Genomic DNA, 15,830 nt, shown 5'->3' on the forward strand with positions numbered 1-15,830 from the left:
AACCGCGAATTAAACGGTTTTAGATCAAAAAAGTGCCGGCCCAAATACCCATCTATAAAGCTTTTCGGTCTTACATTGTGTATCTGCACCAGTTGCCCAACTCCAGAATGATGGTGTAAACTATAGATAATTTGGCCTGAAAGTTTTACTTAATACTTTAAGTTCTTCGGTACTGATGAGGTTAGGGTCTTCGAATTGCCGTTTTACCAGGTTTACAGGAACTTTAACGGTGCCATTTGTGGTGCGGATAATGCAGATTTCATGATCGGCAGTGGAGGATACATAATGCCCGATTTCGGATTCAATTTCGGATAAACGGATCAGCAATTCGTAATAGATATAGAGCGGGAAATTCACCCCACAAAGTTAACATAATAAAAAGTAAAGATTTAATTATTGTTATGTTAACGTTAATTATAGTGATAATAATTAATTAACAGTGCGAATCAGTTCGCTTTGGGCCAATCAATCTAACCAAAAATTAACCATTGCTTAACAATAGTAGTTTTAAGTTTGCTGTTAAATTCAGAAAGGTCATGAAAAAACGCTCAACTCACTTAAAAAGAACCGTTTATTGCTGCGCTTATCTTATTTTGCTTCTTATTATACTTTCTTCCTGTAAAAAAGATAAAAAAAAGCCCGATTATCCCGCAGGAAGCAACGAAAATATCAATACCTGGATTCTTGATAGTTTAAAACGTTATTATTACTGGAATGAGCAACTGCCTGCTGATCCGAATATTGGCTTATCGCCAAAAGATTTTTTCAATTCGGTGCGCAATGGTGCCGACCGTTTTTCGTACATCAATATCCCGAATGATGCCGCGACCGTAATACCCAACAACCGCAATTTCGGCTTTGATTATGTAACGGTCAGCGATCAGAACAGTACAAAAATAATCGGGATTATTAAGCTCGTTTTAAAAGATTCTCCTGCATCAAGGGCAGGTTTAAAACGCGGAGATTACATCAGCAAAATAAATGGCAAAACGCTAACATCGGCCAATGCCCAGACTTTACAGGAGGAGATTTTAAGCAGCGACCGATTTTCTTTAGGCATGGCAGAACTAAACAATAATACATGGACGGATACGCGAACAATAGAACTGGCCAAAGGGGTTATCCTCGATCAAAAGGAAATTAGCAAGGTGATGGAGATTAATGGAAAAAAAATCGGCTATTTGTATTTCCTTGATTTTAATGGGGGCTTGGCCAGCTCGCTCGGAGCTGTTTTTAGCAATTTTAAAAACGAAGGCATATCCAACCTTATCCTTGATCTGCGTTACAATTCGGGCGGACAGGTTTCAGAAGCTGCAGCAATATGTGCCATGATTGCTCCAAATATCTCTTTTGATAAGCCATTTATTACCTACAGGGGCAATAAAAATGGGGGCACCAGAACAGAATCTATTGGTACAGCTGCTACTTTCGATCGTACGGTCAATTTTAACACCCTGCTTCAGCAAAACCTGGGATTAAGCAGCGTCTATATTTTATCCACCGCTGCTACCGCCTCTGCTTCAGAAGTAATGATCAATAACCTCAAGCCTTTTATCCAGGTGATACAGATTGGTGAAAAAACCAGGGGAAAAGATGAAGCATCGTTCAGGATTTTTGATGCCCGCAATCCGAAACAGGTAAATTGGGAAATGCACCCAATAATATATAAACTGTTTAATGCACAAGGAGCCGGAAATTATAGTGCAGGTATTGCCCCTGATGTGACTGAAAATGAAATCAATACCCTGCCCCTGCTCCCTTTTGGCGATGAGGCAGATCCGCTGGTAAAAGTAGCAATAGCCAGGATAACCGGTAAAGTGGCTAAAAGTGGCATTAGTCTCAATGCAAAGCGCTCTGGGGGTTTCCAATCAGGAAATATCTTAATGGATTCGAGGGTGCAATCGGCGCAGCGAAGTATGGTCATCACGCATCGCTAAAATTGATAGAAAAGGTTCTCATTAGCTTAACATTAACTTTAAATGTAAGGCCTAACTTGCCTTCATTAACCGCTACTCATGGAAAAGTTGGATGATTTTAAAAATGTAAAACTCCTGAATGCAGTGAAAACTGGCGATTCTGCTGCTTTTAATGAAATTTACCACAAGTACCGTCAAAAAATATTTGGTTATGCCTACCACTTTACGCGTTGTCGCGAAGAAGCGGAAGAACTTACGCAAGACACCTTTGTAAAGCTTTGGGAAAACAGGGCCAAAATAGATCCTGACAAAAATTTCGATGCCTTTCTTTATACCCTTATCCGCAATAATTTTCTGGGTACGCTTCGTAAAAAAGCAAGAGAAAAGGCTTATAACAGCGAAAATGTAGCACAAGAGCAATCTTTTAATGCCATAGAAGATGAACTTGATGCAAAGGAATCTAAAAAACTGGCCCTTCAGGCGATTGAAAGCCTTTCGCCCCAGGTAAAAAAGATATACCTGATGAGCCGCAACGATCACCACACGCACGAAGAAATATCACAACTGATGGGGATTTCTAAAAACACCGTGAACAACCACCTTAAAAAATCGCTGGGCATTATGCGGAAATATTTCAAAACTTATTCTCCTGAAACGATTATATCATTGGTAGTAGTTCAATTATTCAATTAGTCATTGGTTCAGTGGGCATTAACCACAGGTTATTCATTTCCATTACCCATCTTACATTTACCATTTTTTCATCATTAAGCAGTTGAGAAAATTAAGTTTTTACCCGCCCGTTATTCATCATTGGTTATTAATTTCCGTCATCCATCTTACATTTTCCATCGCCAAAGATCCTTCGACTACGCTATCAATAACGAATTCTAAAAATGGTCGTCATTCCCGCGCAGGCAGGAATCTTAATGCAACCAGCAACCCCTACCAAGGCATTACGATTGCCAGTCGGGCTGGCAATGACGATTCTACGCACTGTCATTAAACCTCCAATGTATTTGAAAAATTCTAAGCGCTATCAATAACGGATTCTAAAAAATCGTCCGTCATTCCCGCGCAGGCAGGAATCTTAATGCAACCTGCAACCCCTACCAAGGCATTACGATTGCCAGTCGGGCTGGCAATGACGATTCTACGCACTGTCATTAAATCTCCAATGTATTTGAAAAATTCTAAGCGCTATCATTGACAGATTTAAAAATCGTCCGTCATTCCCGCGCAGGCGGGAATCTTAATGCAACCTGCAACCTACCAAGGCATTACGATTGCCAGTCGGGCTGGCAATGACGATTCTACGCACTATCATTAAACCTCCAATGTATTTGAAAAATTCTAAGCGCTATCATTGACAGATTTAAAAATCGTCCGTCATTCCCGCGCAGGTAGGAATCTTAATGCAACCTACCAAGGCATTACGATTGCCAGTCGGGCTGGCAATGACGGTCTTTCGCAGCTTATCCTGTATCTAAAAAATATCTCTGTCAATTATATTGACTTTTATAAAATAAAATTATCCCTCAGAATGAAAATCCGCATTAAATTTCCCATAAGCTGTGGTTAAATTTTAATTTTTTAAAAAAAATCTTCTCCCCTTATAGCTGTATCCAAAGTTTCAAGCATATATACAGTAACGCGCAGCATAAAGGCGTTAGAACAAGCAAAAAAAAGTGAAACAAGACCATATTAAAATATTATTTGAAAGTTACCTGGAAGGCAAAACAAACTTGGAGCAGGAAAAATTCCTAATGGACTACCTCGCCGATCCAGCGAATGGTGACAGCGAATTCCATGCGGTAATGGAAAAAGCATGGAAAAAACAGAACAGTCAACCTGATTATTCCGCTGAAGCAAACAAAGGCCTAAATGAAATCTGGAATAAAATTGAATACCAACAGCCTAAAAGCAGATCATATCCTATACTAAAATATGCGGCGGCCATTGTGGTGGTTATTTCTGCGGCGATAGGTTGGTATGCCTATAAAAAAATGCAACAGCCTGTAGAAATGGCCATAGCGCTTTTAAGTAAAACAACCCTAAAAGGGGAAAAAGTAAAACTGATGTTGCCTGATAGTTCTATTGTATACCTGGGTGCCGGGAGTAAACTTACCTGGCCATCACATTTTGTTAAAGGCAACTTAAGAAACATCGAGCTGGAAGGCGAAGCTTTTTTTGAAGTAAAACACGACACCACCAGTCCGTTTATTGTACATAGCGGAAAAATGCAGACCAGGGTTTTGGGTACTTCATTTAACATTTATGCCTACCCTAAAGATGGTACCTTCAGTGTGGCCGTGCGCACCGGAAAGGTAAGGGTTTCGGAGCGCAGTGAAGGTAAGTTAAAACAGCTATCGCTCCTTACCCCGGGGATGAAACTGTTATATCATTTAAAAGCCCGCAACATGAGTGTAAGCACCGAGCGTATAACCGAAGTAAACGGATGGATTAAAAATAGTTTCGCATTTAAGGATGTAAGTCTGCCCAATATGCTCAAATCATTAGGAAGATATTATAATATTCATTTTGAACTCAACAGCAATAAATTAAACAAATGCAGGTTTAACGCCACGTTTACAAACAAAAGCATTGAGGATGTAATGGAAGAAATCCGCGTGATGAGCGGTAAACAGATGAAATACAAAATAGATACCGTAAATAAAACAATTACCGTATGGGGGGAGGGCTGCCAATGATAGCTTAGCTATACCTTAACGCGCTATTAAAATGCGCAAAACCGGATTTATACCTATGAAAAACAAATTAAACCTCTTAACATGAACAAGGAGCCAGATTGCTCGAACAATCCAGCTCCTAAAACAAAAGTTTTTAACCCGTGAGAATTAAAAAACATCTTGAACCTATGAAAATAGGATTTTATGCCTACATAAAAGAATATATTATCAATTTGAATTACCGGCCGGTAGTGGCCCTGTTAGTGTTATGTACCTTTTTGGTTAACCACAGTATGGCCGAAAGTTTTATGCAAACACCAAAAGAAAGTATTTTAAGTATAATAATTGCCGAAAAGAGTATTCCTGATGCACTTTCGATACTGGAAGAAAAAGCAGGCTTTGTAATCAACTACAACAAATCAATTTTTAGCCAGAATGGAAAAATAAACCTCGAGGTAAAAAATATGTCCCTTGAGCTTATCCTCAAAAAAATACTGAGCGGAACAAGGGTTACCTACAGGTTTGCCAATGGCAATACGATATTGCTCTACAAATTACCCGATCCGGTAAAACCTGGACGGATATCTGGTAAAATATTCGATGAAAAAGGAATAACACTTCCCGGCGCTTCCATTAAAATTATCGAAACGGGCAAAGCCACACAAACTGCAAGTGATGGAAGTTATAGCATCATTGCAGAACCTGGCACTTACACGGTAGAGTTTAGTTATATTTCTTTTGCAACCCAACGGATCAGCGAGGTAATGGTGAAAGCTGATAAAGCCACCCTGTTGGATGTTTCGTTAAAACCTGATGCCCAGGGCCTGCAGGATGTAGTGGTAACCGCAACATATAAAAAAGCATCGGTTGAGGGTTTATTGGCCCGCCAGAAAAATGCTTCGGAGATTAGTAATGGAATAAGTGCCGAGCAGATTGCCCGGACACCTGATAAAAACATCGGTGAAAGTTTAAAACGCATCAGCGGTGTAAGTTCGATAGATAATAAACTGGTTCTTGTACGCGGTATTGGTGAACGTTACAATACTGCTCAATTAGATGGAATAACCTTACCTAGCACCGAAGCGCAAACCCGAAATTTCTCTTTCGATCTCATTCCTTCAAGTTTGGTGGATAATGTAGTGGTAAGTAAAACGGTTACGCCAGATATGATCAGCAGTTTTGGCGGTGGTTTGATCCAGATTAACACCAAGGATATTCCCAATGAAAATTTCATGAGTTTTACTGCGGGTACTTCATACAACGACCAAAGTACAGGTAAAGATTTTTTAAGCCACAAACGTGGCAAGTATGATTATTTCGGTTTTGATGATGGAAGGAGAAAATTTCCGACCGATTTACAGCATACCGAACCCACTGCGGTGCCAAATAATAACCTTACACCCGAACAGTATGCACAAAAATTAATGACCCAGAGTCAGAAATTTACGAATGATAATTTTACGATGTATAAGTATAAAACCGCACCATCACAAAACTATCAATTTACCATGGGCAGGTTAATCGGTATCGATACCACAAATAACAAAAAACTGGGTTATACAGCATCATTAAACTACCGGAACAACCAGAACATTAATATTATTGAACAACAAACCAGGAGCGAATGGAATGCTAATACCCCAAATACGGGTGCTAAATATATGTTCAACACTACTTTGGCAGCCATGTTAAATGTAGGCTTACAACTCGATAAAAACAGGTTTAGTTTTCGCAACACCTACACGCACATTTACAATAACGACCTGCTACAAACGGTTGGTTACGATGCAAATGATGGTTTTACTTTTTATACCAACGGAGTAAAACCGAATGCCATTATCGAAACCGACGACCCTACTTATACAGATCTTTTACAAAATAAACTGAATGGACAGCATCAGGTTGGCAAGGTAAAATTAGAATGGAACCTATCCAAAACATCAATAGATCGTAAAGAGAAGGATATGGGCATTACTACCCAGAACTTACAAAAGATAGGTAACGATTACGCGTATTTTTACCAGGCAAGTGGGCAAAGGGAGGGAAATATTAAACCCACATCACGCCATAACTACAGCAATAATGAACACCATTTTTCGTGGGGGGGAGATGCGAGCATGCCTTTTAAAACAGGACCTTTAAATAACACCTTAAAAACCGGTTATTTTGGGATTCAGAAGCAAGGATCGTTAACCTGGGAAATCGTTTCGCTGGTTCAAAATGCTACAATTCCGGATAGTTTAAGACATATCCCAATAGGTCAGATGATTGATCCGGCAAAAATTGGCAACAATGGCTACAATTACTTTATAAGCCCTTACTATTTAAATGGTTATAAAGGAAAAAGTATTACCCATGCTTCTTATTTGATGCTCGATAACCGCCTTGCAGAAAAGTTGCGGCTGGTTTGGGGTGTTAGGGCCGAATATTATCAATATACCGAGCAACGCAACGACCTTAATATTAAGGGAACAAGCCTGTTTTCGCTTCCTCCCGAAAAGAAATGGAGATGGTTGCCATCGGCTAATCTTACCTACAGTCCTACCAAACAGCTTAACCTGAGGGCTGCATTTTCAAATGCGGTAATCAGACCAGAGTTAATGGATAACAGTAAGTTTTTTAGATACGACCCTATGTTTGATGGATTGTTTGGCAATGAAGGTTTAGCCAGTACACAAATTAAAAATTACGATTTTAAGGCAGAGTGGTTTCCGGGCCTTGGCGAAATTATTTCGGCAAGCGCATTCTATAAAAAGTTCGACAATCCCGTCGAAATTACTTACAGTTTATCAAACGGTATTGGTTTTTATTATATTAAAAATTCTGATGAGGCCAAAGTTTACGGCTTAGAATTCGAACTGAGAAAAAATCTCGGCTTTATTTCCAACTATGTCCTGTTATCGCGCCTTACCCTTTACGGAAACCTTACCCTGCAAACAGCAGATGTTGTTGGCACCTACAAAACCAAAGGACCAGATGGAAATGATATAATGGTAAGTTCTAAAGCAAAAAGGAACATGTACGGACAGGCACCTTATCTTCTTAATGCCGGTTTGCAATATTTGGATGAACATTTTGGATTTAACATCTCCTACAATAAATCAGGACGTAAAACTACATTAGTTAGTCCGGAGCTTAACAACATTGAGTATGAAAACCCACGTGCACAGATTGATGCACAGGTAAGTTATAAATTTTATAAAAACAAATTCGAAGTTAAGGTCAATGCAGGTAACCTGCTCAATAAAGCATCTGTTATTTTCAAAAACACAGCCAGTTATGAAGCTAACCCCGATCATATTGCCGGCACTTCCGATTACAGCACCAGATTTCGCCTGAAGCCAGGTTTTTCAAACAATTTAGATGATGGCGACCAGATTATGTTTTCGCAAAAGTTTGGCAGAACCTACAGTACCTCTATTACTTACAACTTTTAAAACGACCATGAAAAACAATATCAATAAGGTTACACCATTTAAAAAGAAAGGAGGAACGCAGTTTCCTGTATAGCCATAAAAAAAACGAAAGGTTGTATCAGAACCCTCCGTTTTAAACCGATCATTTCTAGTGGAACGGCGCATCAGGATAAACCCGAATATTTTAAAAACCTACTGTTAAAAACCAAGGGTAGCTAACAGGTTTACTTAGTGAAATTAATAAGAAATACTAAGATATAAAAAATCATCCCATTTAGGTAAAAACAAGCTTTCATTTCCATAAAAACAATGGATTATTAGCTAGGCATCTAAATAACCTTGAAAAAATCAACCTAAAAAACATGGATCATCCCTATGAGATCCTATGAAAAACAAAAAACGAAAATGAAAAATTTCAAAAACTTAATCGGTCTTTTATCAATTGTTGCTGTTTCTTTTACAGCTTGTAAAAAAAATGAAGGTGGTTCTCCAGCATTCGGTAACCGCAGCACTTCAGCAGCAGATTATTCACAATCATCGTTACCAGTTGTAGCGGTTAGCGGAGACATTACCAGCTCTGTAACCTGGACAGCAGGAAACGTTTACGAATTAAGCGGTGTGGTAACGGTTAGAAGTGGCGCAACCTTAACCATCCAGCCAGGTACCTACATCAAAGCATCAGTAAATACCCAAGGTGTACAAAACGGTGTATTGGTTATCGCAAAAGATGGTACTATCAATGCTGTTGGCACAGCAGAAAATCCGATCGTATTTACAAGCCGTTACCTTTTAGATGGTGATGCCAGCACAACAGGTAAACCTGGTGATTTTGGTGGTGCAATTATTTTAGGTAATGCAAAAATCAACGTTACCGATAAATTAATCGAAGGTTTAGCAGATGAAGGTAAATTCCACTACGGCGGTACTAACGACGAAGATAACCGTGGTACTTTACAATATGTACGTATTGAGTACGCTGGTTTCCAATTGGCTCCAAACGTTGAGGTTAACGGTTTAACTTTAGGTGGTGTAGGTAGTGGTACTACTATCGATCACGTCCAGGTTTCTTACGGTTTAGATGATGGATTCGAATTTTTCGGAGGTACAGTTAACGCAAGTAATTTAATTGCCCTGGCTTCTGATGATGATCAGTTTGATTTTGACAATGGTTTTACTGGTGTACTTACCGACTGTATCGCTATTGCAGATAAAAATGCTACACGCAGCACAAGCAGTGGTGTAAGCGATTCAAACGGTATCGAATCGGATAACAATGCTCCAGGCGAAGATCCAACATTTAGCTTAATTCCAAAAACACACCCTGTATTGATCAATGTAAGCATTTTTGGAACAGAAAATACTTCAGGTATTTCAGGTTTAGGTTACCGTAATGGTATCCGCGAGCGCAGAGGTTCGGAAGTTTCTTTATCTAATGTAATTGTTTCTGGTTACAATACCGGTATCGCTTTTGATGCAGATGCCAATGCAAGCCTTTCAGATATCTCTACTACATCTGTTCACGGTTTCACCAACTCAATCACAGCAGCAGTTGGTGCTTATGTTGATGGTAGTGGCAACAATTTGGTCGTTAACGCTATCACTGCAAGTTCTTTTGGTGTGAGCCAGCCATGGTACAACACACCAGGTTCTCCATCTACAGTTACGCTTCCAGGCTGGGCTGCTACATGGTCAAAACTTGTATTTTAATTTTTCTCTCTTATCAAATGAGACCGTACCCTTTTGGGTATGGTTTCTTGATTATAAAAACAGGATTGTTCTGTTTTAAATAATAATTACCCTTTTTATGAAACTAAAAACCTTTACCTTTTTCTTTTTTTCGGCCATTATAATTTTAGGTTTATCTTGCCGCAAAGCAGAACTTCTTCAACCAGAACCTGCTAAAATTATCCAGTTAAATATTACCGGGGCGTCTGATGTAGCATTAGAATACCTGTATAAAGACAGTATTATAGCTAGCCCTCCTGTTGGTGGCATTAGTGTAAAAACCCTCCTCTCTGTAAAAGGCGAGAATGCAATTTTAAAGGTGAGAAAAAAAGGCACCTCAGAAATATTACTCACCAAAACCATTACTGCAGTACCATTTGACCAGAACATCAGTTTATTTTATGATGGAACCAAAATATATAACAGTGCCATTTCATTGATTATTAAAGGTTTTGCCTTATCTGGTGAAGTCGAATTTTTATTAGATGGAAAGTTATTGTCTTCGGGCACCAGCATCATCAATAATACTTTTTTTATCCTTATTGATAAAGGCACCACGAGGGAAATTACCATCCGCAAAAAAGGAACAACCGAAATTCTGTTTAGCAAAACAATCGAATCTGAAATAGCAAGGCAGAATATTGATTTTTTTTTCGATGGAACCAAAATCGCAGATAACGTTAAACTCACTCCTCCGGCAAATCCGGCCAATATGATGATCAGTGCAAAGTTTGAATCCATATTGACCCCACAATTTAAAAATGTTGATGTAGATATTGTTTTTTATACAAAACCTAAATCTGCCACCATTACAACAGCAGGAACCAAAGTTACACCCGAACTTAGGCTTACCCTTAAGAAAGATGGCTCGTTTAATTCGATAGAACTTCCAGCCCTGCCAGGACCGGATTACATCTATAGTTTTGATATATTTGAAGCAGGGACAAACAATGTTCCTTACTCTACCACAGCTGCACCATTTGTAAACGCAGCATTTCCTTTTAAGCAAAACGAAGGCAGGTACGGTTCAATCAGTTTTGAAGCAAATACATCGAAGTTATTTATTATAAAAGATACAAAAAATTTAGCTGCAGCAACAAGATCTACCTATTTTTCGGGTGCCATCACCGATCTTTCTGAATATTTCAATTAAAATTATTAACTAAATCACCATAAAGGGGAAAAACCAGCGTTTGGCCCGGGTTTTCCCTTTTTAAGGTTATGGGCAGAAAGACCATCGCCTTCATTTGTAACCAGAATGGATGATGTTGGCTATTTATCTTCATTAAGTTAAAAAACAGCCTCTTACTTTAACGTATTGATAACAATCATTTAACATTCAAAACGATTTAAATCAGTTACTTATTCATTTATTTGACTTGCGGATAAATCATCTGCAATTGATATCCCAAACTGATTTTATGTCGTCCTTTTGTACCATTATACCCTTTTTAGGAAACACCGATTTAAGTACACCCCTCTCTATTGTTTTCATTGTCTGCCTGCTTGCCGTAATTGGGTTTGAGTTTGTAAATGGTTTTCACGATACGGCCAATGCAGTAGCTACTGTAATTTATACCAAAGCATTAAAACCCGTTATAGCCATTCCATGGTCGGGTTTCTGGAATTTTATGGGTGTTTTTACCGGAGGAATTGCTGTTGCCATGGGTATTTTAAAACTCGTTCCGTTAGATGCCTTAATGAACCTTCCGGTTGGCGTAGGTGCTGCAATGGTTTTAGCGGTTTTACTGGCTTCCATTGCCTGGAACCTCGGCACCTGGTACCTGGGTATCCCCTGCTCGAGCTCACACACCATGATTGGTGCAATGATTGGAGCTGGTTTAGCTTTTACCTGGTATTATGGCGGCAAAGGCGTAAACTGGGGCAAGGCCGAAGAAATCGGTTTATCGTTAATCCTATCGCCGATTATCGGTTTTGGAATAGCCATACTGCTGATGTATTTTTTAAAGCATGTAATTAAATACCATGCACTTTTTCATATTCCAACCGGCGAAAACGACCGTCCGCCGCTATTGATCAGGGCTTTGTTGATTACCACCTGCACTTTGGTCAGTTTTTTCCATGGCAGTAATGATGGACAAAAAGGCGTGGGCCTGTTAATGTTAATCTTAATTGCTTTCCTGCCGGCAAAATTTGCAGTTAACCATCACATCCCAAATGATAAAGTGCTGTTTCAGCTTAACCAAACCGAACAGGTACTCCAAAAAACAGCAGGGTTAAACCACGGTAAAAAATTAGACATTACCACGCTGGTAGGCAAAATAGATAAAGCGAAGTTTCATTTATCGCTTAAAAACGAAACCGACAAAAAAAATACTTATCTTTTCCGTAAGCAGATTGAAGAAGTAGTTGCTTCGGTAAAAACCATAAGGGAAGATAAAACATTGGTGCTTAATGCTGCAGATGATCAGCTCCTTCAAGATAATGCTTCCGAGCTGTCGAAACTGGTAGAATTTGCACCGCTTTGGGTAATCCTTTTAATTTCCATTTCGCTTGGCTTGGGTACGATGATCGGTTGGAAACGCATAGCAGTTACCATTGGCGAAAAAATAGGTAATGAGCATTTAAATTACGCGCAAGGTGCCACTTCCGAAATTGTTGCAGCCTCTACCATTGGCTTAAGCACGGCTTTTGGCCTTCCGGTAAGTACCACACACGTATTATCGAGTGGAATAGCCGGTGCAATGGTAGCCTCAGGTGGAAGAAAAAACCTAAACAGCAATACCCTTAAAAATATCGGTCTGGCCTGGGTACTTACCTTGCCGGTGTCAATTGTATTGGCTATTTTATTGTTTATGCTTTTTCACCTGTTTATTTAACAGTTTCAAAATAAATTATCTTCAAAAAATGAAACAGATACTTGTAGCAACGGATTTTTCAAAAAGCGCCGGAAATGCCCTTTCTTATGCTTTGGCTATGGCAAAAACGCTGAAAATGGAAGTTGTTGCCATCCATGCCATCCACCCTACTGAAGGGATTAACAACAGTACCTACAATGCCATTTTTATCGAATCGTACTACGGAAATAAAAGAGCTGCTTTAAAAGAATGGGCCGAAAATATCCGCGAAAGGGAAAATCATAGCGATGTTAAGCTTGAAACCATTTGCGGTGTGGGCTTTTTAAAAACGGTAATTACCAAACACACCGAAAATAACCCGGTAGAACTGTTGGTAATGGGCATTACCGGTGCCACAGGAATCAGTGGTATTGTGGGCAGCAACGCCAGTATGGCGGTTACCAAAATGAGGATTCCGACATTGATTGTACCCTTAGAAAGTAGTTTTACCAATTTCCCCATTATCACACTAGCCACTGACTATGAAACTGTACTTTCGCCAAAAGATGTTACAGCTCTTAGTGAACTTTTAAAAGCTTCGGGAACAAGAAAAATGCAGGTGCTTTATGTAGCCGAAAAATCGGATGAGGTGCACATCCAAACCGGCGAAAAAAGAATCAGGGATCTTTTACCGGATACCGAAATAGAATTCAATTACATTATGGACAGTAGTGCCCCAAACGGCATTATGGATTTTATCAAAAGCAATCATACTGATATTTTATGCCTGGTTAAACACCACCATAATATCATTTACCGTTTATTTACCAGCAGCACGGTTAATCAGGTAATGAACAAAACGGTGAAGGCCATTTTGGTTTTACACGAGTAGATTATTTAATCCGGAGTAGAAGGATATTTAAGGATGGAAAATGTAAGATGGGTGATGGAAAGGGATTTCAATCACCAATCTGGCGCTTGCATATAATTAACCGATTTAAACAATTAACCGGATAAACCAGTTTTCAGTTGGTAGTGCTCAATGAACCAATGACAAATGAACCAATGAACTAACTACCTCCTCACTTTCCTATAAAGTCTTTCAATCTTCTTTGCATCCTTTTTAAAAGTATCAAGATAATCTTCTATTTCTTTCTTGGATAGCTTTTCTACCTTAGCCTTTACCTCCTCTTTAAACCGGCCCACGGCAAGCAGCTGGTTTTTACTGTCGCGGAATTTTACATTTGGAAAAAGTTCGGTGATGTGGCGTTTATTTCTTTCCCTGATTTCGCTTAATTTAGTAAAAGATTTTGGATGTTTTTCGCTGTCGATATCAGTCAGCGCATCATAATAATCGTAATCACCAATATAATTGATGAGGCTTAAAGTAACAATATTCGTATCCATACTATCATTTGTTTCAGTTAAATATACTAAGTTTTGTGTCTGAAATACACTTAGTAATATAATTTTTATACGGTTAGCTTAGCAGTATGTAATAATATTATATCACAGGCTATCCGGCACAAATTCTTATTTTAATTTATTCTAAATTAACTTACTTTTGTGGTTATAATTCTATTCCATCAGGATAGCCAACAAACATTTCATGAGCTTAGGCACAAACAACAAAACTACAGCTAAAAAAAACGCGTCAAAATCTCTCCTTAGTAAAACAGTTTCATTTCTGCACCTTTGGCTCGGTCTCCTGGCAGGAAGCGTGTTGATTGTGGTTGCCTTAACGGGCTGTATCCTTTCTTTTGAAGATGAACTTACCCCCACCCTGTTTTCGAAAGAACAGCAGGTAATACCAAAACCCGAACGCTTATCTATCGATTCGTTAACAACAATTGCGAAGGCTGCTTATCCAGAAAAGAAAATTTTCAGGATGATGCTTTCTGCTGAACCAAACAGAAGTGTAAAAGCAACTTTTGGCACAAAAAAGGCAGGTTATGATTATATATATCTAAACCCCTATTCTGGCGAAACTCTATCTAAAGGCAAAGAAAATAAACGTTTTTTCACCGTTGTGCTTAATTTACACCGTTTTTTACTTGTGGGGGCGGTTGGCAAAACCATAACAGGCATCTCCTGTGCCATTACATTTTTCATGACGATTAGCGGGCTTTACCTCTGGTGGCCAAAAAACAGAAAAGTGTTAAAACAGCGTTTAGTGGTAAAGCAAAATGCATCTTTTAAAAGAACAAACTGGGATTTACACGCTGTAGGTGGTTTTTATGTCATGATTTTTCTTTTCATCATCACCTTAACAGGATTAATCTGGAGTTACGATTGGGTAGAAAATATGATGTTTAAACTCACAGACGGAAAAATATCAAAACCGGAAGTAGTAAAACAGCCAGAAGTAAAAGGAAAAAAGGAAGCAGGACTTTACGAGAAAATTGTATCGGCTACCAATACCATTTATGCACACCAGGGCGATTTAACAATCAATTTCCCGGATAAAAAAGATAAACCCATATTGGTATCAAAAGAAAACGGCGAAGCAAGAGTAATTACAGTCGATCAGGTTTATTTTAACAACCGCAATGGCGAATTAATCGAAAAACGACCTTTCGCCGGTTTAAGTTTGGGCAATCAGCTCCGTAAACTGAATAAACCGATCCATACGGGAAGTATTTTTGGCTGGCCAACTAAACTGTTGATGTTTATTGTGGCCTTATTAACGGCTTCGCTACCCATTACGGGTTTATTGATTTATTTAGGGAGAGGAAAGAAAAAGAAAAAAGCACTTGTAGCTTAGTTAGTAAAGTTTTTCTGTCATTATGAACGCAGTGAAGAATCTCTATTAGTGAAAGCATCTGATTAAGTGTAAGATGGTAACATCTTACACCACGACTATCGGTAGCTGAGGAAAGACTGCGCGGATGGATAACGTCACAAATATTAATTTTTATACAATAAATTATAGTGAAGTCAGGTGTTACCACCTGACTTAGCGTGTATCTAAAAAGATCTAATTAGTGTAAGATGGTAACATCTTACACCACGACTAAGATTACTTCGCCGGCCGAAAAAGCCTTTCTCGCAATTGACGATTCCGCCCGGCCAATAAACCGCATTAAAACCTTTTGTCATTTATCTATTTTTATAAAATAAATTATCCCTCAGAATGACAAAATCCTATAGAAAACTCCCCATTGCTGTCATTCTAAAATCTTTGAATAGTGAAGTCAGGTGTTACCACCTGACTTAGCGTGTATCTAAAAAGATCTAATTAGTGTAAGATGGTAACATTTTACACCACGACTAATCAGCCTTTTT

The 15,830-nt window shown here is 38.8% G+C and carries 11 protein-coding genes; 9 read left to right on the plus strand and 2 right to left on the minus strand.

The window, feature by feature from the left end:
- Positions 1 to 120: 120 nt before the first annotated feature.
- Positions 121 to 357 (minus strand): hypothetical protein, encoded by a 237-nt coding sequence (locus R2R28_RS24560; protein WP_316828301.1) that lies wholly within the window; start codon positions 355 to 357, stop codon positions 121 to 123.
- 179 nt (positions 358 to 536) lie between these two features.
- On the opposite strand from R2R28_RS24560, the gene R2R28_RS24565 reads away from it, so the two are divergent.
- The 8 genes from R2R28_RS24565 to R2R28_RS24600 all read left to right on the plus strand — a co-directional run bounded on the left by R2R28_RS24565 (position 537) and on the right by R2R28_RS24600 (position 13,437).
- Complete coding sequence (locus tag R2R28_RS24565) at positions 537 to 1,937, plus strand: S41 family peptidase (RefSeq protein WP_316828302.1); 1,401 nt, start codon at positions 537 to 539, stop codon at positions 1,935 to 1,937.
- Positions 1,938 to 2,015: 78 nt separating this feature from the next.
- The gene (locus tag R2R28_RS24570) at positions 2,016 to 2,609 is read left to right on the plus strand and encodes an RNA polymerase sigma-70 factor (RefSeq protein WP_316828303.1); all 594 of its coding nucleotides are present in this window, start codon (positions 2,016 to 2,018) and stop codon (positions 2,607 to 2,609) included.
- Positions 2,610 to 3,604: 995 nt separating this feature from the next.
- Positions 3,605 to 4,627 carry a FecR family protein gene (locus tag R2R28_RS24575; protein ID WP_316828304.1) on the plus strand — a complete coding sequence of 341 codons (1,023 nt, stop codon included), beginning with the start codon at positions 3,605 to 3,607 and terminating at the stop codon, positions 4,625 to 4,627.
- Positions 4,628 to 4,794: 167 nt separating this feature from the next.
- The gene (locus R2R28_RS24580) at positions 4,795 to 8,043 is read left to right on the plus strand and encodes a TonB-dependent receptor (protein WP_316828305.1); all 3,249 of its coding nucleotides are present in this window, start codon (positions 4,795 to 4,797) and stop codon (positions 8,041 to 8,043) included.
- A 384-nt stretch (positions 8,044 to 8,427) separates the two neighbouring features.
- Positions 8,428 to 9,729 (plus strand): hypothetical protein, encoded by a 1,302-nt coding sequence (locus R2R28_RS24585; protein WP_316828306.1) that lies wholly within the window; start codon positions 8,428 to 8,430, stop codon positions 9,727 to 9,729.
- 97 nt (positions 9,730 to 9,826) lie between these two features.
- Positions 9,827 to 10,900 (plus strand): hypothetical protein, encoded by a 1,074-nt coding sequence (locus tag R2R28_RS24590; protein ID WP_316828307.1) that lies wholly within the window; start codon positions 9,827 to 9,829, stop codon positions 10,898 to 10,900.
- A gap of 268 nt (positions 10,901 to 11,168) precedes the next feature.
- Entirely contained in the window at positions 11,169 to 12,587 is a 1,419-nt protein-coding gene (locus R2R28_RS24595; protein WP_316828308.1) for an inorganic phosphate transporter, read from the plus strand.
- A 28-nt stretch (positions 12,588 to 12,615) separates the two neighbouring features.
- Positions 12,616 to 13,437, plus strand: a complete 822-nt coding sequence (locus tag R2R28_RS24600; protein ID WP_316828309.1) for a universal stress protein — start codon at positions 12,616 to 12,618, stop codon at positions 13,435 to 13,437.
- A gap of 182 nt (positions 13,438 to 13,619) precedes the next feature.
- Here the strand turns inward: R2R28_RS24600 and R2R28_RS24605 are convergent, their stop codons facing one another.
- Positions 13,620 to 13,952, minus strand: coding sequence for a hypothetical protein (locus R2R28_RS24605; protein ID WP_316828310.1), 333 nt, complete (start codon positions 13,950 to 13,952; stop codon positions 13,620 to 13,622).
- Between the two features lie 202 nt (positions 13,953 to 14,154).
- On the opposite strand from R2R28_RS24605, the gene R2R28_RS24610 reads away from it, so the two are divergent.
- Positions 14,155 to 15,309 carry a PepSY-associated TM helix domain-containing protein gene (locus R2R28_RS24610; protein ID WP_316828311.1) on the plus strand — a complete coding sequence of 385 codons (1,155 nt, stop codon included), beginning with the start codon at positions 14,155 to 14,157 and terminating at the stop codon, positions 15,307 to 15,309.
- The last annotated feature ends 521 nt before the right edge of the window (positions 15,310 to 15,830 follow it).

The organism is Pedobacter miscanthi (assembly GCF_032678605.1).
Lineage (GTDB): Bacteria > Bacteroidota > Bacteroidia > Sphingobacteriales > Sphingobacteriaceae > Pedobacter > Pedobacter miscanthi_A.

What these genes read in the sequence shown, in the direction of transcription:
- R2R28_RS24595 (WP_316828308.1), top strand. Translation starts at nt 11,169, where the DNA reads ATGTCGTCCTTTTGTACCATTATACCCTTTTTAGGAAACACCGATTTA.
- R2R28_RS24585 (WP_316828306.1), top strand. Translation starts at nt 8,428, where the DNA reads ATGAAAAATTTCAAAAACTTAATCGGTCTTTTATCAATTGTTGCTGTT.
- R2R28_RS24590 (WP_316828307.1), top strand. Translation starts at nt 9,827, where the DNA reads ATGAAACTAAAAACCTTTACCTTTTTCTTTTTTTCGGCCATTATAATT.
- R2R28_RS24570 (WP_316828303.1), top strand. Translation starts at nt 2,016, where the DNA reads ATGGAAAAGTTGGATGATTTTAAAAATGTAAAACTCCTGAATGCAGTG.
- R2R28_RS24610 (WP_316828311.1), top strand. Translation starts at nt 14,155, where the DNA reads ATGAGCTTAGGCACAAACAACAAAACTACAGCTAAAAAAAACGCGTCA.
- R2R28_RS24600 (WP_316828309.1), top strand. Translation starts at nt 12,616, where the DNA reads ATGAAACAGATACTTGTAGCAACGGATTTTTCAAAAAGCGCCGGAAAT.
- R2R28_RS24605 (WP_316828310.1), bottom strand. Translation starts at nt 13,952, where the DNA reads ATGGATACGAATATTGTTACTTTAAGCCTCATCAATTATATTGGTGAT.
- R2R28_RS24565 (WP_316828302.1), top strand. Translation starts at nt 537, where the DNA reads ATGAAAAAACGCTCAACTCACTTAAAAAGAACCGTTTATTGCTGCGCT.
- R2R28_RS24580 (WP_316828305.1), top strand. Translation starts at nt 4,795, where the DNA reads ATGAAAATAGGATTTTATGCCTACATAAAAGAATATATTATCAATTTG.